This window comes from Umezawaea sp., assembly GCF_036375055.1.
Lineage (GTDB): Bacteria > Actinomycetota > Actinomycetes > Mycobacteriales > Pseudonocardiaceae > Umezawaea.
Window position 1 is genome coordinate 21722 of the sequence record NZ_DASUSQ010000146.1, and the last position, 17884, is coordinate 39605.

The following is a 17884-nucleotide window of genomic DNA, read 5'->3' on the forward strand; positions in this document are numbered from 1 at the left end:
GCCTTCCGCCGCGGCGGACTAGTAACCGCGACCGCCTCGACCCCACCGGCCGGAACCGTGACCACGACCGGGGCCGTGGGGCCGTCCGTCCGCGCACACCTCCCCGGTCTCCTCGTCGACCCGCACGTCGTGGCGGCGTCCGTCCTGCCCCTCGATCCGCACGTGCCACACCCACCGGCCGTGCTCCCACTCCCGTTCGGAGCGCTCCACGCGCCCCCCGCCCACCTCGTCGAGCGCCTTCCGCTCCGCCTCCTCCGCCGTCAGCCCGGCGGCGGCCGACGAGGACGGGGCGGCGGAGGAGGTCGACGTGGACGGCGGCGCCGACGCGGTGGTCGACCTGACCGAGGTGGACGTCCCGCCGGTGGTCGCGACGGTGCCGTCGGAGCCCGTGAAGGCCGCCGCCGCGGTCCCCGCGGTCACCAGCAGCGCGAGCGTTCCGCCCACGAGGGCGGCCCTGTTCCAGTTCGACACGATCGGCCCCTTTCCGTTGTGGCTGGACAGGAGCGACGGTGCCGGGCGGAGGCCTAGCGGCGCGCTGCCGCGGGGTTAACGGGTTCCTAAGGGGGCGGTCCGAGGTCGACGGTCACGAGCAGACCACCGTGCTCCGACGGGCCGATCCGCAGCCCGCCGCCCGCCTGCTCCGCGGTGCGCCGCACGATGTCGAGCCCCAGCCCGCTGGACCCCGACCCGCTGCTCCCGCGACGCACGGCGGCGGCGTCGGTCCCCGGCCCGGCGTCGGCCACCTCCAGCCTGGCCCCGCCGTCCTCACGGGCCAGCAGCGCGACGCGGAAGTCCGTGCCGTCCGGGGTGTGCGCGAACACGTTGCCCAGCAGCGCGTCCACGCCCGCTTCGAGGTCGGCCTTCGCGACGGCGACCGGGAGCGGCCCCTCCGGCACGTCCACGCCGACCCCGCGGTCGGTGTCCTCGGCGAGCACGAGCCAGAACGCGACCCGCTCCCGCACCACCTCGGCGGCGTCGCAGCCGCCCGCCGGGTCGACACCGCGCCGCCGGGCCTGCTCGATCACCTGGGTCACGGCCCGCTGCACCGCGTCGACGCCCGCCCCGATGCGGTCGGCGTCGGCGGGGTCGCCCAGCGCCTCGGCGTCCAGCCGCAGCGCCATCAGCGGGGTCCGCACCCGGTGGGACAGGTCGGCGATGGTCTCCCGCTCCTCGCGCAGCAGGTCGGCGATGCGGCCCGCGAGCCCGTTGAGCGCGGTCGCCACGACGCCGATCTCCCCCGGCGCGTCCGGATCGGCCCTGGCGTCCAGCTCACCGCGCGCCAGCCGGTGCGACACGGCGGCCAGCGAGATGGTGGCCCGCACCAGCGACCTCGCCAGCCGGTCGGCGACCACGAGGCTGACCGCGAGCAGCGCCACGGCGAGGCCGACCAGCAGCAGCCACGCCCGGTCGACCCCGGCCGTGAGCCGCGCGTCGGGCACGAACGTGCGGATCACCCCGATCGTGCCGGTGGGGCCCGCCACCGCGAACACGATCTCCCGGCCGCCGGGCACGTCACCGGTCGCGCTGGTGCCGCGGAAGGCCAGCTCCACCAGCGAGGTGCGCCGCGCGGTCGCGCCCAGCGTGCTGCCGTCGGCCAGGAAGACCGTGGCGTCGGTGTCGACCTGCCGCACGCTCAGCGACAGCGCGGCGGCGTCGGTGGTGGCGACCAGCGCGCTGAGCGACTGCGCCCGCACGGTCGCCGCCTGCACGGCCCGGTCGGCGGCCACGTCGCGGATCAGCAGCGCCAGCGGCAGCAGGAACGCCACCAGCACCAGCGAGGTGGTCGCGCCGACCAGCAGCAGCACCCGTCGTCGCACGGGCGGTCACTCCCCCGGCGCGCTGAGCCGAACCCCGACCCCGCGCACGGCGTGCAGGTAGCGGACGTCCTGCGCGGTCTCGCCGAGCTTGCGGCGCAGCCAGGACAGGTGGACGTCGACCGTCTTGTCCGGGCCCCCGTAGGGCAGCCGCCACACCTCGGTCAGCAGCTCGCGCTTGCCGACCACCTCGCCCGCGCGGTTGGCCAGGTAGAGCAGCAGGTCGAACTCGCGGGGCGTCAGGTCGAGCGCGCGGCCGTCCAGGCTCGCCCGGCGCGACCTCGGGTCGATCCGCAGCCCGCCGACCACGACCGCGCCGTCCTCGGTGTGCTCGCCGCCGCGCCGGAGCACCGCCCGGACGCGGGCGTCGAGCTGCGCCGCGCCGAACGGCTTGACCAGGTAGTCGTCCGCGCCCGCGTCGAGCACCGCGACGATCTCGTCCTCGCCGTCCCGCGCCGTCGCGACGACGACCGGCACCCGGCTCACCCCGCGCAGCATCCGCAGCACGGTGACGCCGTCCAGGTCGGGCAGCCCGAGGTCGAGCACCACGAGGTCCGGGCGGTCGCCGACGGCCCGCTCCAGGCCCGCGAGCGCGGTCGGCGCCCAGGTCACGGCGTGGCCGCGGTCGGAGAGCCCGCGGATGAGCGCGGTGCGGATCCTCGGGTCGTCCTCGATCAGCAGCACCTGTGCCATGCCCGGAACGGTAGGGCACCCGGTGCCCCCGCGCGGGTGCCTTAGGAGTCCGTTAGGAGCGCCTTAACGGGCGGGGGCGGTTTACTGGTCCGGTGTCCCGTCACTGGTCCGGCCGCACCCGAGCGCTCACGGTGGTGCTCGCCTGGGCGGTCGCGCTCGGAGCCGCGACGGTCGTCGGGACGACCGCCGTGGACGCGATCGGCAGCGGCATCGTCGGCGCGGGCCAGGAGCCGCTCAGCCAGGCCGAGGTGGACGCGCGGCTGTCGGCGACGCCCGCCGCCCCCACCCCGCCGACCACGTCCTCGTCCGCACCGGCCCCGACGACGACCACCACCGCGACGGCCGTCGAGCCGGTGGTCCTGACCAGCCCCGGCGGGTCGATCATCGCCCGCTGCACCGGCGGCGAGGTCGAGGTCGTCTCCGCCATGCCCGCCCAGGGCTTCCAGACGCGGCCCGACCCCGGTGCCCACCACCCGTCGATCAGGTTCTTCTCCGGCCGCGCCAGGGTGGAGGTCCGGCTGCGCTGCGTGGACGGCGTGCCGAAGGCCGAGGTCAGGCACCGCTGACCGGCGGCACGCCCAGCGCCAGCACGGCGGTGTCGTCGTCCAGCCCGGTGCCGAACCCGGTCAGCAGCCCGCGGACCGCCTTCACGGTGTCCGCCGAGCCCATCGGGGCGATGGCGGCGGCGAAGTCCAGCAGCGCCTCGTCGCCGTAGCGGGAGCGGTCGGCGGCGATCCGCGCCTCGGTGAGGCCGTCGGTGTAGAACAGCAGCGTGTCGCCCGGCCCCAGGGTCACGGTGCGGGCCACGAAGCGGGCGTCCGGCAGCACGCCCACCAGTTGGCCGCCGACGAGGTCCTGCGGGTGCGCCGTGCCGTCCGCGCGCAGCAGCAGCGCCGGGGGGTGCCCGCCACCGGCCAGCGCGACGGTGCAGCCGTCGGCGGTGCGCGTGAGCACGCCGAACACCACCGTGCAGAACCGGCGGCCGTCCTCCTGCCGCAGCACGGTGTCCAGCGTGCGCAGCACGGCGCGGGGATCGGAGTCGTGCACGGCGGCGGCCCGCAGCGTGTAGCGGGCGATCGACGTCACCGCCGCGGCCCCTGCTCCCTTGCCGCACACGTCGCCGAGGAACAGCCCCCACCGGTCCTGGGCCAGCGGGAACAGGTCGTAGAAGTCGCCGCCGACCTCGTCGACGGACGCCGGGTGGTAGTACGCGGCCACCTCCACCCCCGGCACGTGGGCCAGGGCGGGCGGCAGCAGCGACCGCTGGAGGGTCGTGGCGAGCCGCTGGTACCGGTCCCGCTCGCGGTCGGCCTCCCGGCGGGCCCGCAGCAGCTCCTGCTCGTAGGTCCGGCGGTCGCGGGCGTCGAACAGGGTCGTCCGGATCACCACCGGCTCGCCGTCCTCGTCGCGGCGGACCACGGACGTGGCCAGCACGGGCAGCCTGCGCCCGTCGGCGGCGACCAGCTCCAGCGCGACCCCGCCGATCTCGCCCTGCATCCGCAGCAGCGGCGCGAAGTGCGTCTCGTGGTAGATCCGGCCGCCGACGGTCAGCAGGTCGGTGAACCGGCGACGGCCGACGACCTCCTCGCGGGAGTAGCCGAGCCAGGACAGCAGCGTCGCGTTGACCCGCGCGATCCGCCCGTCCAGCGACGTGGACAGGTACCCGCACGGAGCGTTCTCGTAGAGGTCCTCCAGGCTCTCGCGCGGCAGCGCCGTGGTGGGCTCCCCGGTCATCCGCTCGCTCTCACGGCGAAGGGGATGATCGCCGCGGCGGTCGCCTCCGGCGCGCTGAGCTGCGGGCAGTGCCCGGTCGCGTCCAGCGTGACCAGCTCGCTGCCGCGGATCCGGTCGTGGACGAACGCCCCGACCTCCGGTGGCGCGATGGCGTCGTGGGCGCACTGGACGACCAGCGTCGGCACGGTCACGCGCTCCAGGTCGGCCCGGTTGTCCGACAGGAACGTGGTGCGCGCGAACACCCGCGCGATGCGCGGGTCCGTCCGGCAGAAGCTGTTCTCCAGCTCCTCACCCAGCTCGGGGCGGTCCGGGTTGCCCATGATCACCGGGGCCATCGCGGCGGACCAGCCCAGGTAGTTGCTGTCCAGCGAGTCCAGCAGCTCGTCGATGTCCGCCGCGCTGAACCCGCCGCGGTAGTCGCCCTCGTCGACGTAGCGGGGCGACGGGGTGAGCAGCACCAGCCCGGAGAACAGCTCCGGCTCCGCGACCGCGGCCAGCACGCCGATCATGGCGCTCACCGAGTGCCCCACCAGCACGACCGGGCCCGCCCCCAGGTCGCGGCAGACCCCCACCACGTCCTCGGCGTACCCGTCGAGCGAGGAGTACCGGCGCTCGTCCCAGGCCGCGAGGTCCGACCGGCCTGCCCCGACGTGGTCGAACAGCACCACCCTGAAGTGCTCGCCCAGCGCGGGGACCACGAGCCGCCAGAGGTTCTGGTCGCAGCCGAAGCCGTGGGCGAGCACGAGCACCGGTCCGTCCTCGCGACCCTTCACCACGACGTTGTTCCTCGCGCGTACGTCCACGACTGCATCCTGCCACTCCCCCTCGTGGTGCGCGTGGTCACAGTCCGGAACCGGCGGGCCCCCGCCCTCGACCGGTTGTCGTGCGCGCACTGTTCAGGGCTTCGGGTTGGTTCGCGGCGGCGGCCGTGGTCGTCGTGGTGGTCGCGGTGATCGGCGGCGACGGGCACGCCGCGCTCGGCGACAGCGATCCGGGGGCGCTCGTCCGGTACGCCACGGCCGTGGCGCGGCTGGTGGCCGACGCCACGGGCGCGCTGTGCGTCGGGGCGCTGGTGTTCGCCGCCTTCCTGGTGCCACCGGGCCGATCCGGGGTGCTCGACGTCGGCGGGTACGCGGCGCTGCGCACCGCGGGACGGGCCGCGACCGCGTGGTGCGCCGCGGCGGTCGCCCTGGTGCCGCTGGGCGTCGCGGACGCGTCCGGCCAACCTCTGTCCGAAGTGGACGGTGCACTGCTCGCCGCGCTGGAGGGTCCGAAGGCCTGGGCCGTCACGGCGGCGGTGGTGCTGGTGGTCGCCGTGGGCTGCCGGGTGGCGCTCACCTGGCCGACCGCGGTGGCCCTGCTGGCCGGGGCGGTGTTCGCGCTGCTTCCCCCGGTCGTCACCGGTCACGCGTCCGTCGGCGAGGACCACGACCTCGCGTCGAACGCGGCGGCGGCGCACGTGGTGGCGGCGGCGGTGTGGCTCGGCACGCTGGTGGTGCTGCTCGCGCACGTCCGGCGCGGTACCGGGCACGCCGACCTCGCCCGCCGCCGCTACCGCGCGGTGGCCGCGGCCTGCTGGGGTGTGCTGGCCCTCTCCGGCGTCGTGCAGGGCCTCGTGCTGGTGGCTCCCGCCGACCTGCTGACGACGCTGTACGGCGGGCTGCTGCTGGGCAAGGTGCTGCTGCTCGCGGCGCTCGGGCTGGTGGCCGTGGCGCTGCGCCGCCGCGCGACCCGCCCGGTGCACCTGGCGGGCGTCGACCTCGCCCTGCTGGCGGTGAGCGTCGGCGTGTCCGTCGGTCTGGCCCGGCAGCCGCCGCCGGAGTTCTTCGCCGACCCGGCGACGGCGGTGGACACGCTGATCGGCTACGACCTGTCGACGCCGTTCGACCCGTTCTCGGTCCGGTTCGACCTCGTGCTCGGCACGGCGGCGCTGGTGCTGGCGGCGGGGTACCTGGTGGGCGTGCGGGTGCTGCGCCGCCGGGGCGACGCCTGGCCGGTCGGGCGCACGACGGCGTGGCTGCTGGGCTGCGCGGTCCTGCTGCTCGCCACGTCGTCGGCGATCGGCCGGTACGCGCCGGGCGTGTTCAGCGTGCACATGGTGGCGCACATGGCGTTGACCATGACGGCACCGGTGCTGCTGGTGCTCGGCGGACCGGTGACCCTCGCGCTGCGGGCGCTGCCGACGGGTGAGCACGGTCCGCGCGAGTGGCTGCTCGCGCTGCTGCACTGCCGGGTGTCGCGGGTGCTCACGACGCCCGCGGTGGCGTGCGTGCTGCTGGTCGGCTCCTACTACGGGCTGTACCTGTCACCGCTGTTCGGCGCCGCGCTGCCGTTCCACTGGGCGCACGTCCTGATGAACACGCACTTCCTGGTGACCGGCTACCTGTTCTACTGGACGGTGATCGGCATCGACCCCGGTCCGCGCAGGCTGCCGCACCTGGGCAGGCTCGGGATGCTGTTCGCGGTCATGCCCTTCCACGCGTTCTTCGGCGTGGTGCTCATGTCCGCGCGAGAGGTCATCGGCGCGAACTTCTACCGCTCGCTGGACCTGCCGTGGGTCGCGGACCTCCTGGCGGACCAGCGCCTCGGCGGCGGCATCACCTGGGCGTCCGGCGAGCTGCCGATGCTGGTGGTGGTGATCGCCCTGCTGGTGCAGTGGTCGCGGGCGGACGACCGGGAGGCCCGCCGGTCCGACCGGCACTCCGACGACGACCTGGCCGCCTACAACGCGATGCTGGCGAGCCTCGCGGAGGCCCGTCGGGGGTGACGGGCCTCCCGGCCCGTCACCCGACCAGGTCCGCGAGCCAGTTCGCGTTCGAGATGTCCACGAGCGCGCCGCCGCTGGCCACCGTCGGCGTGCCGAAGTAGGACTGGCCGCCCTGGGTGCGCTGCAACGCGGGATCCGTGCTCGCCGCCTTGTACGCGGTCTTCACGGCCTCGTCGAACGCGCCGCCCCGGACGTCCTGCTCGAAGCTGCCGCCCACCTGGAGGTCCTTGCCCAGCGCGACGATCTGGTCCGCGGTGTAACCGGGACCGCCCTCGCGCGGCTGGGCGGCGAAGAGGCTGGCGTGGAAGTCGGCGAACCTGTCGGGGCTGTTCTTCGCCACCGACAGCGCGGCGCTCGCCGACAGCAGCGAGTAGCCCGCGGGCTTCGACTGCGCGTCGAGCAGGTTCACGACGTGGTAGCGCACCTTGATCTTCCCGCTGGTCAGCGCCTCGTCGATCTGCTCGTCGTACTGCTCCTCGAACGTGCCGCAGATCGGGCACAGGAAGTCCTCGTAGACGTCGACCACGACCGGAGCCCCGGCCTTGCCGAGCACGACCGTGCCGGTCCGCTCCTCCAGCACCGCGGGCACGCCCGACAGGCCCGCCGAGACGACGGGGATCCCGGTGCCCCTCGTCTGGGCGGCCTCCTCCTTGCCGGAGAAGATCACGGCACCGACCACGACGGCCGCGAGCACCGCCACGACCACCACACCCGCGATGACCGCGACCCGGTTGCCCCCGGCTCCCCTGGCCTGCGCCACGGCCTTGCTGCCACGCTTCCGCGTGGCGTTCTTGCTGCTCATCTGCTTTCCCGCTCTCCTGTTCTCGCCTACCCCCACCGGTCGGCCCGACGGCGCCCGAAGTTCCGGGGAACTCCGGCGGGTCCGCACCCGACCTGTGGTGGACCCGACCGGCGAACCCGAAGGCACCACCGTGGACACCATCCAGGAAAGCACGACCCGGCAGGTCGAGTTGGCGATCGGGGGGATGACCTGCGCGGCCTGCGCGTCGAGGGTCTCACGGAAACTCAATCGGGTGAACGGGGTGGTCGCCGTGGTCAACTACGCCACCGAGCGGGCCACCGTGACGGCTCCGTCCGATGTGGACCTGTCGCGCCTGGTCGAGGTCGTCGCCGACGCCGGGTACACCGCCTCGCCGGTGTCGGCCCCGCCGCCGGACCCCAGCCGGGCGCTGTGGCGGCGGCTGGTGGTGGCCGTGGTGCTCACGTTCCCCCTGGGGGACCTGTCGCTGGTGGTGTCGCTGGTGCCCGGCGCGCGGTTCCCCGGCTGGCAGTGGGTGTGCCTGGCGCTCGCGCTGCCGGTCGTGACGTGGTCGGCGTGGCCGTTCCACCGGGCGGCCGCGCGGAACCTGCGGCACGGGGGCGCGTCGATGGACACGCTGGTGTCGCTGGGGGTGCTGTGCGCGTTCGGGTGGTCGCTGGTCGGGCTGTTCGGCGGTGGGCGGGGCATCTACCTGGAGACCGCGGCCGGGGTGACGACGTTCCTGTTGGCGGGGCGGTACTTCGAGGCGCGGGCCAAGCGGACGGCCGGTGACGCGCTGCGGGCGCTGTCGCTGCTGGGGGCGTCCTCCGTGGCGGTCCTGCGGGACGGCGTGGAGGTGCGGCTGCCGGTGGAGCACCTGGCCGTCGGGGCGCTGTTCGTGGTCCGGCCGGGCGAGCGGATCGCGGCGGACGGGGTGGTGGAGGACGGACGCTCCACTGTGGACGTGAGCATGATGACCGGCGAGTCGCTGCCCGTCGAGGTCGAGGCGGGGGCCGCGGTCGTCGGCGGCACGATCGCGCTCGACGGCCGGGTGGTGGTCAGGGCCACCGGGGTGGGCGCGGACTCCTACCTGGCCAGGATGGCGAAGGTGGTGGAGGAGGCCCAGTCCGGCGACTCCCGCGCCCAGCGGCTGGCGGACCGGGTGTCGGCCGTGTTCGTCCCGGTGGTGCTGGTGCTGGCGCTGCTCACGCTGGTCGCCTGGCTGCTGCTCGGGAACCCCGGCGTGGACTCGTTCGGCGCGGCGCTGGCCGTGCTGATCATCGCCTGCCCGTGCGCGCTGGGGCTCGCCACGCCCACCGCGCTGCTGGTGGCCACCGGCCGCGGCGCGCGGATGGGGATCCTGATCCGGGGGCCGCGGGCGCTGGAGGCCACCCGAGGGGTGGACGTGGTGCTGCTGGACAAGACCGGGACGGTGACCACCGGGCGGATGGTGGTGCGGGAGGTCCTCGGTGACGTGCTGCGCGCGGCCGGCGCGGTGGAGGCCGCGTCCTCGCACTCGATCGCGCGGGCGGTCGTGGCCGCGGCCGGTGCCCCGCTCCCCCCGGTGTCCGGGTTCCGGGCGCTGCCGGGGCTGGGGGCCGTCGGGGTGGTCGAGGGGCGCGAGGTGGTGGTCGGCCGGGCGTCGCTGTTCGACGGGTGGGTGTTCCCCGCCGAGGTCTCGGCGGTGGCCGCGGGGTGGGAGTCGGCCGGGTGGACGGTCGTCGTCGTGGGGTGGGACGGGCGGGTCGAGGGGCTGGTCGCGCTGAGCGACCAGGTGAAGCCCGGTGCCGACGCGGCCGTGCGGTCGCTGCGGGCGCTGGGGGTTCGGCCCGTGCTGGTCACCGGGGACAACGAGGGCGCGGCCCGGTGCGTCGCGGACGCGATCGGGGTGGACGAGGTCCACGCCGCCGTCCTGCCGGAGGGCAAGGTCGCGCTGGTCCGGTCGTTGCGGGCCGCCGGGCACCGGGTCGCCGTGGTCGGGGACGGCGTGAACGACGGGCCCGCGCTGGCCGCCGCCGACCTGGGGCTGGCGGTGGGCGCCGGGACGGACGTGGCGCTGGCCGCCGCCGACGTGATCCTGGTGCGGGAGGGCCTGGACGCCGTGCCCGACGCGATCCGGCTGGCCCGGCGGACGCTGCGCGTGATCCGGGAGAACCTGGTGTGGGCCTTCGGGTACAACGTCGCCGCGCTGCCCGTGGCGGCGCTGGGGCTGCTGAACCCGTTCATCGCCGGGGCGGCGATGGCGCTGTCGTCGGTGTTCGTGGTGTCCAACAGCATGAGGCTGCGGACGTTCGAGTGAGCGGCCCGACCACCCCCGCTCGGGTGGCCGGGCCGCGCGGCTACAGCATCTTGTCGATCGTGATGGGGAGGTCGCGGATCCGCCTGCCGGTGGCGTGGTGCACGGCGTTGGCGACGGCCGCGGCCACGCCCACGAGCCCGACCTCGCCGATGCCCTTGACCCCGGTGGGGCTGAAGCGGTCCGGCCCGCCGACGAACGTGACGTCGATGTCGGGCACGTCGGCGTTGACGGGCACCAGGTAGTCGCCGAAGGTCGCGTTCGCCACGCGGCCGGTGTCGGCGTCGAACACCGTGTCCTCGAACAGGGCCATGCCGATGCCCATCACGACGCCGCCGACGACCTGGCTCCGCGCCGTCTTCGCGTTGAGGATGCGTCCTCCGTCCACGACGGACACCACGCGGGCGACGCGCAGCACGCCCAGGTCCTCGTCCACGTGCACCTCGACGAAGTGGGCGGCGAACGCCCCGGCCGCCGCCAGGCCCGACGTGCGCGCGGCCTCGGTGAACTCGACCTCGCCGTGCGCGGTCAGGACGTCCAGCCCGTGGCGCGCCAGGACGTCGGCGTACTTCTCGCCCGTGCCGGGGTCCGCCAGCAGGTGCAGGCCCCCGTCGGCGGCGCCGACCTCGTCCGGACCCCTGCCGCGCAGCGGGGACTCCCCGTCGTCGGCGACGAGGTCCAGGAAGGCCCGCACCAGGTTGTCCGCCGCCGCCTGGACAGCGCCGGACAGTGCGGCGGCCAGCCCCGACCCGCCGGACTGCGGTGCGGGCGGCAGGTCGCTGTCGCCGATCTCGACGCGGACCTGGTCCACGCCGAGGCCGAGCAGTTCGGCGGTGAGCTGGGCGGAGACGGTGTACGTGCCGGTGCCGACGTCCGTCGCGGCGCTGCGGAGCACGGCCGTCCCGGCGGTGGTGATCGACAGGGTGGCCTCGCAGGCCGCCGCGTACCAGCCGAAGGTGACCCCGGCCATGCCGTACCCGACCAGCCGGTCGCCGTCGCGGGTGGAGCGCGGCTCGGGGTCGCGGTCGTACCAGCCGAAGCGCTCGGCGCCGACCCGGTAGCACTCCCGCAGCGCGTTGCTCGACCACGGCAGACCGGACCGCGGGTGCGCGTCGGCGTGGTTGCGCAGCCGCAGCTCGACCGGGTCGACGCGCAGCCGGTGGGCCAGCTCGTCGAGCGCGGACTCGACGGCGAAGTTGGCCTCGGCGTGGCCGGGGGCCCGGAGGAAACCGGGGTTCGGGATGTTCAGCCGCACCTGCCGGTCGTGCGTGGCCACGTTCGCGCAGTCGTAGGCGTGCGCCGTGCCCATGACGATCGCCGAGAAGTTCGCCTCCTCCGCGCCGAGCGCCGCGACGGAGTCGTGGTCGATCGCGAGCAGCCTCCCGTCGGCGGTCGCGCCGATCCGCAGCCGCTGCCGCGACTCCGCCCGGTGGCCCACCGAGGTGAACATCTGCGGGCGGGTCAGCACCAGCTTCACCGGCCGGTCCACCACCCGCGCGGCCAGCGCCGCCAGGATCGTGTGGGCCCACGTGCGCAGGCCAGCGCCGAACCCGCCGCCCAGGTAGGGCACCAGCACGCGCACGTCCCGCTCGGCGAGGCCGAACACCCCGGCGAGCGTGCGGCGGGCCATCATCGGCCACTGGGTGGAGTCGTGGACGACGAGGCCGCCGTCCCGCCACTGGGCGACCGTGGCGAACAGGCCCAGCGGGTTGTTGGTCTCCGCGGCGGTGGTGAACGTCTCGTCGTGGACGACCTCGGCGGTGGCCAGCGCGCCCTCGGCGTCGCCGTGGTCGACCTCCACGCCCCAGGCGTTCCGCTCGACCGCGGCCGACGGGTTGTCCAGTCCCAGCACGGGTTCGACCCGCTCGTACTCGACCTCCACCAGTCGGGTCGCCTCAGCCGCCCGCTGCGGCGTCCCGGCGACGACGACCGCGATGTGCTGTCCGAAGTGGACGATCCGGTCGTCGGCCAGCGGGAAGCGCGGCGGCGGCCCGAGCGCCGTGGGGGGCGCGTCGGCCAGCTCGGGCGCGTTCTCGTGCGTGATCACCGCGAGGACGCCCGGCGCGGCCAGCGCGGCGGAGGTGTCGATCCGGCTGATCCGGCCCGCGCCGACGGTCGAGCGCACCAGCGCGGCGTGCGCCTGACCGGGCAGCGACACGTCCGACGGGTACCGCGCGGCCCCGGTGACCTTGACCGGTCCGTCGACCCGGTCCAGGGGGAGCCCGACGAGTCCACCGCTCACGACCGCACCCCCGAGACCGTCGACAGGACCCGCACCACCGTGCGCTTGGCCAGCTCGACCTTGAACTCGGTGCCCGGAACCGTGAACGGGTCGTGGATCGCGGCCTCCGCGGCCGCCCGGAACGTCTCGACGCTCGCGGGGGCGCCGACCAGCACCGCCTCCGCCTCCACGGCCCGCCAGGGGACGGTGCCCACACCGCCCAGCGCGACCCTGGCCCGCTCGACCGTGCCGTCCACGACCAGCAGGGCCGCGGCGGCGGAGGTGAGCGCGAACTCGTAGGACGCGCGGTCGCGCACCTTCAGGTAGCCCGACGCCGTGCCCGCGGGCAGCAGCGGCAGGTCCACGTGCGTGACGACCTCGCCGTGCGCCAGCACGTTCTCGACGTCCGGCCGGTCGCCCGGCAGCACGTAGAACCGGGTGAGCGGCACGACCCGCCGTCCGTCGACGCCCTGGACGTGCACCTGGGCGTCGAGGGCCGTCAGCGGCACGCACAGGTCCGACGCGTGCAGCGCGACGCAGTTCGCGCTCGCGCCGAGGATGGCGTGCATCCGCGCCGCGCCGGTCACCGCCGCGCACCCCGACCCCGGCGCGCGCTTGTTGCACGCGGGCACGTCCGGGTCGCGGAAGTAGCGGCACCGGGTGCGCTGGAGCAGGTTCCCGCCGATCGTGGCCATGTTCCGCAGCTGGGTGGAGGCCCCGGCCAGCAGCGCCTCCCGGACGAACGGCAGCCGGGCCGCCAGCACGGGGTCGGCGGCCAGTTCCTCCATCGCGGTCAGCGCGCCGACCCGCAGCCGGTCGCCGTCGAGGGTCGTCCCGCGCAGCGGCAGCCTGCCGATGTCGACCAGGCGCGACGGGTGCACGACCCGGTCCTTCAGCACGAGGTCGAGCTGCGTCGTCCCGCCCGCGAGGTAGGCGGCACCGGGGTCACCGCTCACCAGGGCGACCGCGCTGTCGAGGTCGTCCGCGCGGACGTACTCGAACCCGCTCACCGCCGCTCACCGTCCACCCGCGCGACCTCGCGGATCGCCGCGACGATGTTCGGGTACGCCCCGCACCGGCACAGGTTGCCGCTCATGAACTCGCGGACCTCCTCGTCCGACCCGGCGCGGCCCTCGTCGAGCAGCGCGACCGCGGACATGATCTGACCGGACGTGCAGAACCCGCACTGGAAGGCGTCGTGGCGCACGAACGCCTCCTGGACGGGGTGCCTGCGCCCCCGCGCGCCGAGGCCCTCGACGGTCGTCACCTCCCGGCCGTCGCACTGCGCCGCCAGCACCAGGCACGACACCACGCGCTTGCCGTCGAGCAGGACGGTGCACGCGCCGCACGCGCCCTGGTCGCACCCCTTCTTCGTACCGGTCAGGTCCAGGTGGTCGCGCACCGCGTCGAGCAGGGTCACCCGGTTGTCCAGCTCCAACTCCGCCACCCGTCCGTTGATGGCGAGCCTCACGGTGACGTCCATGGGTAGTTCTTCCTCCGCTGCCTGGGAATCGGTACCCACGATTCGATCATCGCGGGGCGCGGGGCGTGTAGACCAGCGCTGCCAATCCCTTGCACGATCCTGCCGGCGCCGCGAGTACCGTGCCCGGTTGTGGAACCGCTCCCCGAACTGCGCAGGCTGATCGAACGCCACGTCGACCACCCCGAGCGGTTGGCGGCACTGCCCGACGTGACGCTGATGGCGTCCTCCACGCCGACCGACCCGCTGGGGGTGATCTGCGAGACCGCGCTCGCCGTGGTCGTGCAGGGGTCCAAGCGCACGGTGCTGGCCGACACGGTGTTCGACTACGGCGCGGGGCAGTACCTCGTGGTGCCGGTCGAACTGCCGCTCACGGCCCACATCGTCCACGCCACGCCCGACGAACCGTTCCTCGCGTTCGGCCTGTCGCTGCGTCCGGCCGCCGTCGCCGAACTGCTGCTGGCTCAGCCCGCCGACCGCGCCAGGGGACGGGGAACAGCGCGCATCACCCTGACCGACGCGCCCACCGACCTGCTGGACCCGATCGTGCGCCTGCTCCGGCTGGTCGACCGCCCTGCCGACATCCCGGTGCTGGGCGGGGCGATCCAGCGGGAGATCCTGTGGCGGCTGCTCAACGGTGAGCAGGCCGAGATGGTGCGCCAGATCGGCCTCACCGACAGCCGCCTCGCCCAGATCGCCAAGGCGGCCAAGTGGATCCGCGCGCACTACGCCGACCAGCTCCGGGTCGAGGACCTGGCCAGGACGGCGGCGATGAGCGTGACCTCGTTCCACCGCCACTTCCGCGCCATCACCACGATGAGCCCGATCCAGTACCAGAAGCGGATCAGGCTCCAGGAGGCGCGCGCCCGCCTGGTCGCCGAACCGGACGACGTCGCGGCCGTGGGCCACGCCGTCGGCTACGACAGCGCGTCGCAGTTCAGCCGCGAGTACCGGCGCTTCTTCGGCGAGCCACCGGGCCGCGACGCGGCACGCCTGCACCGCGCACGGGCCACGTCCGAGTCCTGGCGGATCTGACGCCCGCCCGTGGTGGCCGGTTCCCCCTGGCGCGGGCCGTCGCGGCGCGGGTGACGGCCGAGGACGCCCCGGCGGGCAGCGTGACCGCGACCTTCCACGGGTTCGCGGTGCCGGTGACCGTCAAAGCCCCTTGGAAGCCGTCCCGCGCGGACTGCCCGCCCTGGTCGACCGTGGTGCGGCCCGGCCCGGCCCGGCCCGGCTCGGCCCGGTGCGGTCCGGTGCGGTGCGGTCCGGTGCGGTGCGGTGCGGTTCGGGTTGGCGCGAGTGCCGACGTGCCGCCGGTGCGCCCACCACGATTCCACGCACGCGCAGCTACCGCGCCCTGTTCCGCACCAGGGAGTTCACCCCGTTCCTGCTGTCCCTCACCGCTTTCGCCGCCGCCCAGACGATCGGCGGCCTGGCACTCGGCACGCTGGTCTGCCGAGCCACCGGTTCCCCGCTCCTCTCCGCGATCAGCATGTTCGGCCCGCAGCCGGCGCCACTGCTCGGAGGCGCGTTCCTGCTCCCGGGTGCCGACCGCCTACCGCCGCGCGCGGTCCTGTCCCCCCTGGCCGTCGCCTTCGCCGCCACCACGGCGGTGTCTGCCCTACCGGGCCTGGTGGCGTCACTGGGTGGAGGCGTGCGCGGAGGCCTGCCCGACGAGATCCTCACCAGGGACGGCTACGTCCTGGGCCGCTCGGTCTGCACCATGCTCTGGGGCCTGGTGCAGGTCACCGGCTTCGCCACGGGCGGCGCACCGCTCACCCTCCTGTCCCCACGATCCTGCCTGCTCCTCGCGGCAGCGCTCTACCTGACCTCGGCGGTCACCACCCGCCTGACCCTCACCGCCCGCCCACCCCGCTCCTCCGGCCGCCCGTCCCTGTCGGCGACCTGGCACACCAACTCCCCGCTGCGGTCCTCACGTCCCCGCCGCCTCGCCTACCCGGGTCCGTGGGTCCCCAACGGCCTGATCATCGCAAGCCCTGGTCCTGGCAGCGCTGAGCGGACGTGCGGTCGCTGACGCACGACCGCGAACGTCGACGCGCCGGGGGGTCGCTGACGAGGTCGCCCCCCGCGACTCGCGCACGGCCACGATCCACCCCGCTGGTCGCACCCCGGTGCCAGGGGATCGGCTGTGGACGGTGGTGCCCGAGGCAGCCGTTGGAAAATCCGACGACAACCTTGTCCATCCCCGCCAGGATGGCCGGTATGGACAAGGTTGACGTCGTCGTCGCCCACAGCCAGCGCGCGACGCTGCGCGTCGGCGACGTGTTCCTGAAGGTCGACAGCGACCCGGCGCACGCCGACATCGAGGTCCGGGCGATGGCCATGGTCCCGGTACCGACCCCGCCGGTCCTCTGGTGCGAGCCGCCCGTGCTCGCCATCGCCGCCGTGCCCGGCACAGCGCTAGGCGTCCTCGGCGAACCGTCGACCGCGTCACCGGCGGCGTGGGCCGCGGCGGGTGCCGCCATCAGGAAGCTCCACGACGCGCCGTTGCCACCGTGGCCGGGCCGCAGGCTGGACGACGTGGCGGCGGAACTCGACAGCGAGTGCGCGTGGCTGCTGGCCAACGCCGTCCTGCCCGCCGAGGTGATCCACCGCAACCGCGAGATGGCCCAAGCCGCCCTCCGCCCGTGGAAACCGGTGTTCATCCACGGCGACCTGCAAATCACCCACGTGTTCGTGGACGGCGACGAGGTCACCGGCGTCATCGACTGGTCCGAAGCCGCCCCCGGCGACGCCATGTCCGACCTCGCCACCCTGACGCTCGGGCACGAGGAACGCCTGGACGACCTGCTGGCAGGCTACGGCGACGACGCGGACCGAGACGTGATCCGCGCCTGGTGGTCACTGCGCAGCCTGATGGGGTCGCGCTGGCTGATCGAGCACGGTTTCGACCCGGACGCGCCGGGATGTGAGTTCGACGTGCTCAGGTCCCGGATGCGGGAACCCTAGGTCGTTCGTGGGGGCAGGACCACGGTGACGGCCCGGTTCTGCCCGATCGCGGAGCTGACCCCTGCCCGAAGCATCGTCGTGGTCACAGGGTCCCAGACGGGCGACTGGCGCTGGGGCCTGTCCTCACAGTGGGTGTGGCCGATCTGCTTTGACCTTGGGTTCGTCCGCAGGCACGGGTCGACCGACGAGCAGCGGCAGACGATCGAGCCGCTGCCGCCCGTCTCGGGCGCGCAAGGCCGTCCGCGGGCGGACGACCGTCGGGTGATCAACGGGACGCTGTTCAAGGCCACGACAGGTGTCGCCTGGCGGGACCTGCCGCAACACCACAGGCCGGGAAGACGGTCTGTGCCCCGCGTCCGGCGCTGGTCCCGTAACGGCACCCTCACCACGCTGGCCGGGGAGGTGCGGGTGATCACCGAGGCGATCGGCGAACTCGACCGCGAGGTGTCGGTGGATGCCGGCATCGTGCGGGCACACCAGCACACCAGCACGCCGCCGACGCCCGCCGCACCGGCACCACCGCGTCCCCCACCGGGGGCGGCCGGATCGTGCGTGGTGGACCAGGCGCGGCTCATGGGTCGGCTGCCGAAGTCGCGGACCGGTGAACCGGCTACACCGAGGAGCTTGATCTCGGGATCCGCGGCGTCGGTCGCCCGATGACGAGACCGTGCCCCCAAGCACGAGCGCGCCTCGATCGCAGAGGGTCTTGCCAACGGCGGTGTCCGAGCTTGCTCAGCCGGCACCCGTCAACGCAGGCACCAGCGTGGTTACGGCACAGCTCTGCTCGACCACCTCGCGATGCACGCCCAGACCGGACCCGTGCTCGACACCACGACGAGCGATCAACGGTGTGATGCCCTTGTCATGCGGCAACCGCACCGAGGGAGCCTTGTCGATCAGCGACATCAGCGGGAAGGCCGTGCCTGTCGGCGATCAGGTGGTGTGTCGCGCTGCACAGGTGGTGACCAGCGCTGTCGATTGGCCAGGAGCGCTGCGAGGTGCGGCTCCTCGGCCACCGCTGGCACCTTCCGACGCAGATGCCGCCGAAGCACCCGATCGTGGACGTCCTGGGGTCGAGGAAGGTGCGGCCGTCTCGCGCTGGTCCTGTCGGTGGTGCGAAGGCCTCCCGAACAGGCGTGGACGTCCTGC

16 protein-coding genes and 1 pseudogene are annotated in these 17884 nt (G+C 74.5%); 7 read left to right on the top strand and 10 right to left on the bottom strand.

What is annotated here, in order from left to right; translation table 11 throughout:
* Positions 1 to 18: 18 nt before the first annotated feature.
* From VFZ92_RS35825 to VFZ92_RS35835, 3 genes are all read right to left on the bottom strand, one after another.
* Positions 19 to 471 carry a PepSY domain-containing protein gene (locus VFZ92_RS35825; RefSeq protein WP_330881314.1) on the bottom strand — a complete coding sequence of 151 codons (453 nt, stop codon included), beginning with the start codon at positions 469 to 471 and terminating at the stop codon, positions 19 to 21.
* Positions 472 to 557: 86 nt separating this feature from the next.
* Positions 558 to 1817, bottom strand: a complete 1260-nt coding sequence (locus VFZ92_RS35830; RefSeq protein WP_330881315.1) for a HAMP domain-containing sensor histidine kinase — start codon at positions 1815 to 1817, stop codon at positions 558 to 560.
* A 6-nt stretch (positions 1818 to 1823) separates the two neighbouring features.
* A complete protein-coding gene (locus VFZ92_RS35835; RefSeq protein ID WP_330881317.1) occupies positions 1824 to 2507 on the bottom strand; it encodes a response regulator transcription factor in 684 nt (227 codons plus the stop codon).
* A gap of 92 nt (positions 2508 to 2599) precedes the next feature.
* Between VFZ92_RS35835 and VFZ92_RS35840 the strand changes: the two genes are divergently transcribed.
* Positions 2600 to 3073, top strand: coding sequence for a hypothetical protein (locus tag VFZ92_RS35840; protein WP_330881320.1), 474 nt, complete (start codon positions 2600 to 2602; stop codon positions 3071 to 3073).
* Here VFZ92_RS35840 and VFZ92_RS35845 read toward each other — a convergent pair.
* Both VFZ92_RS35845 and VFZ92_RS35850 read right to left on the bottom strand, forming a co-directional pair.
* Positions 3060 to 4241: a PP2C family protein-serine/threonine phosphatase gene (locus VFZ92_RS35845; protein WP_330881322.1), complete on the bottom strand. Its 1182-nt coding sequence runs from the start codon at positions 4239 to 4241 to the stop codon at positions 3060 to 3062. The two genes, VFZ92_RS35840 and VFZ92_RS35845, sit on opposite strands and share 14 nt — an antisense overlap.
* A complete protein-coding gene (locus VFZ92_RS35850) occupies positions 4238 to 5044 on the bottom strand; it encodes an alpha/beta hydrolase (RefSeq protein ID WP_330881324.1) in 807 nt (268 codons plus the stop codon). Before VFZ92_RS35850 ends, VFZ92_RS35845 begins: the two co-directional genes overlap by 4 nt.
* Positions 5045 to 5124: 80 nt before the next feature.
* Here VFZ92_RS35850 and VFZ92_RS35855 point away from each other — a divergent pair, with 80 nt between their 5' ends.
* Entirely contained in the window at positions 5125 to 7008 is a 1884-nt protein-coding gene (locus VFZ92_RS35855) for a cytochrome c oxidase assembly protein (RefSeq protein WP_330881326.1), read from the top strand.
* A 16-nt stretch (positions 7009 to 7024) separates the two neighbouring features.
* On the opposite strand, the gene VFZ92_RS35860 is transcribed toward VFZ92_RS35855, so the two are convergent.
* Positions 7025 to 7810, bottom strand: a complete 786-nt coding sequence (locus VFZ92_RS35860) for a DsbA family protein (RefSeq protein WP_330881328.1) — start codon at positions 7808 to 7810, stop codon at positions 7025 to 7027.
* A 130-nt stretch (positions 7811 to 7940) separates the two neighbouring features.
* Between VFZ92_RS35860 and VFZ92_RS35865 the strand changes: the two genes are divergently transcribed.
* Positions 7941 to 10067: a heavy metal translocating P-type ATPase gene (locus VFZ92_RS35865; RefSeq protein WP_330881330.1), complete on the top strand. Its 2127-nt coding sequence runs from the start codon at positions 7941 to 7943 to the stop codon at positions 10065 to 10067.
* Between the two features lie 40 nt (positions 10068 to 10107).
* Here VFZ92_RS35865 and VFZ92_RS35870 read toward each other — a convergent pair whose 3' ends face one another.
* The 3 genes from VFZ92_RS35870 to VFZ92_RS35880 are packed head-to-tail and all read right to left on the bottom strand — an operon-like array spanning position 10108 to position 13768.
* Entirely contained in the window at positions 10108 to 12306 is a 2199-nt protein-coding gene (locus VFZ92_RS35870; RefSeq protein ID WP_330881332.1) for a xanthine dehydrogenase family protein molybdopterin-binding subunit, read from the bottom strand.
* Complete coding sequence (locus VFZ92_RS35875) at positions 12303 to 13295, bottom strand: xanthine dehydrogenase family protein subunit M (protein WP_330881334.1); 993 nt, start codon at positions 13293 to 13295, stop codon at positions 12303 to 12305. The genes VFZ92_RS35870 and VFZ92_RS35875 overlap by 4 nt, the downstream gene beginning before the upstream one ends.
* Entirely contained in the window at positions 13292 to 13768 is a 477-nt protein-coding gene (locus tag VFZ92_RS35880; protein ID WP_330881336.1) for a (2Fe-2S)-binding protein, read from the bottom strand. The genes VFZ92_RS35875 and VFZ92_RS35880 overlap by 4 nt, the downstream gene beginning before the upstream one ends.
* Positions 13769 to 13897: 129 nt before the next feature.
* Here VFZ92_RS35880 and VFZ92_RS35885 point away from each other — a divergent pair, with 129 nt between their 5' ends.
* The 4 genes from VFZ92_RS35885 (at position 13898) to VFZ92_RS35900 (ending at position 17395) form a co-directional block, all read left to right on the top strand.
* Positions 13898 to 14800, top strand: a complete 903-nt coding sequence (locus VFZ92_RS35885) for an AraC family transcriptional regulator (RefSeq protein ID WP_330881338.1) — start codon at positions 13898 to 13900, stop codon at positions 14798 to 14800.
* A gap of 130 nt (positions 14801 to 14930) precedes the next feature.
* The gene (locus VFZ92_RS35890; RefSeq protein WP_330881340.1) at positions 14931 to 15800 is read left to right on the top strand and encodes a hypothetical protein; all 870 of its coding nucleotides are present in this window, start codon (positions 14931 to 14933) and stop codon (positions 15798 to 15800) included.
* 188 nt (positions 15801 to 15988) lie between these two features.
* Entirely contained in the window at positions 15989 to 16735 is a 747-nt protein-coding gene (locus VFZ92_RS35895; RefSeq protein WP_330881342.1) for a phosphotransferase family protein, read from the top strand.
* Between the two features lie 24 nt (positions 16736 to 16759).
* On the top strand, positions 16760 to 17395 hold the full coding sequence (locus tag VFZ92_RS35900) for a transposase (protein WP_330881344.1): 636 nt from the start codon (positions 16760 to 16762) through the stop codon (positions 17393 to 17395).
* A gap of 111 nt (positions 17396 to 17506) precedes the next feature.
* Here VFZ92_RS35900 and VFZ92_RS35905 read toward each other — a convergent pair.
* Positions 17507 to 17596 (bottom strand): annotated as a pseudogene (locus tag VFZ92_RS35905) (IS5/IS1182 family transposase); the annotation flags it as partial.
* Between the last annotated feature and the right edge of the window lie 288 nt (positions 17597 to 17884).

Excerpts from the sequence above, each read along its gene's own strand:
- VFZ92_RS35835 (WP_330881317.1), bottom strand. The coding sequence starts at position 2,507 with ATGGCACAGGTGCTGCTGATCGAGGACGACCCGAGGATCCGCACCGCG.
- VFZ92_RS35845 (WP_330881322.1), bottom strand. The coding sequence starts at position 4,241 with ATGACCGGGGAGCCCACCACGGCGCTGCCGCGCGAGAGCCTGGAGGAC.
- VFZ92_RS35860 (WP_330881328.1), bottom strand. The coding sequence starts at position 7,810 with ATGAGCAGCAAGAACGCCACGCGGAAGCGTGGCAGCAAGGCCGTGGCG.
- VFZ92_RS35880 (WP_330881336.1), bottom strand. The coding sequence starts at position 13,768 with ATGGACGTCACCGTGAGGCTCGCCATCAACGGACGGGTGGCGGAGTTG.
- VFZ92_RS35895 (WP_330881342.1), top strand. The coding sequence starts at position 15,989 with ATGGACAAGGTTGACGTCGTCGTCGCCCACAGCCAGCGCGCGACGCTG.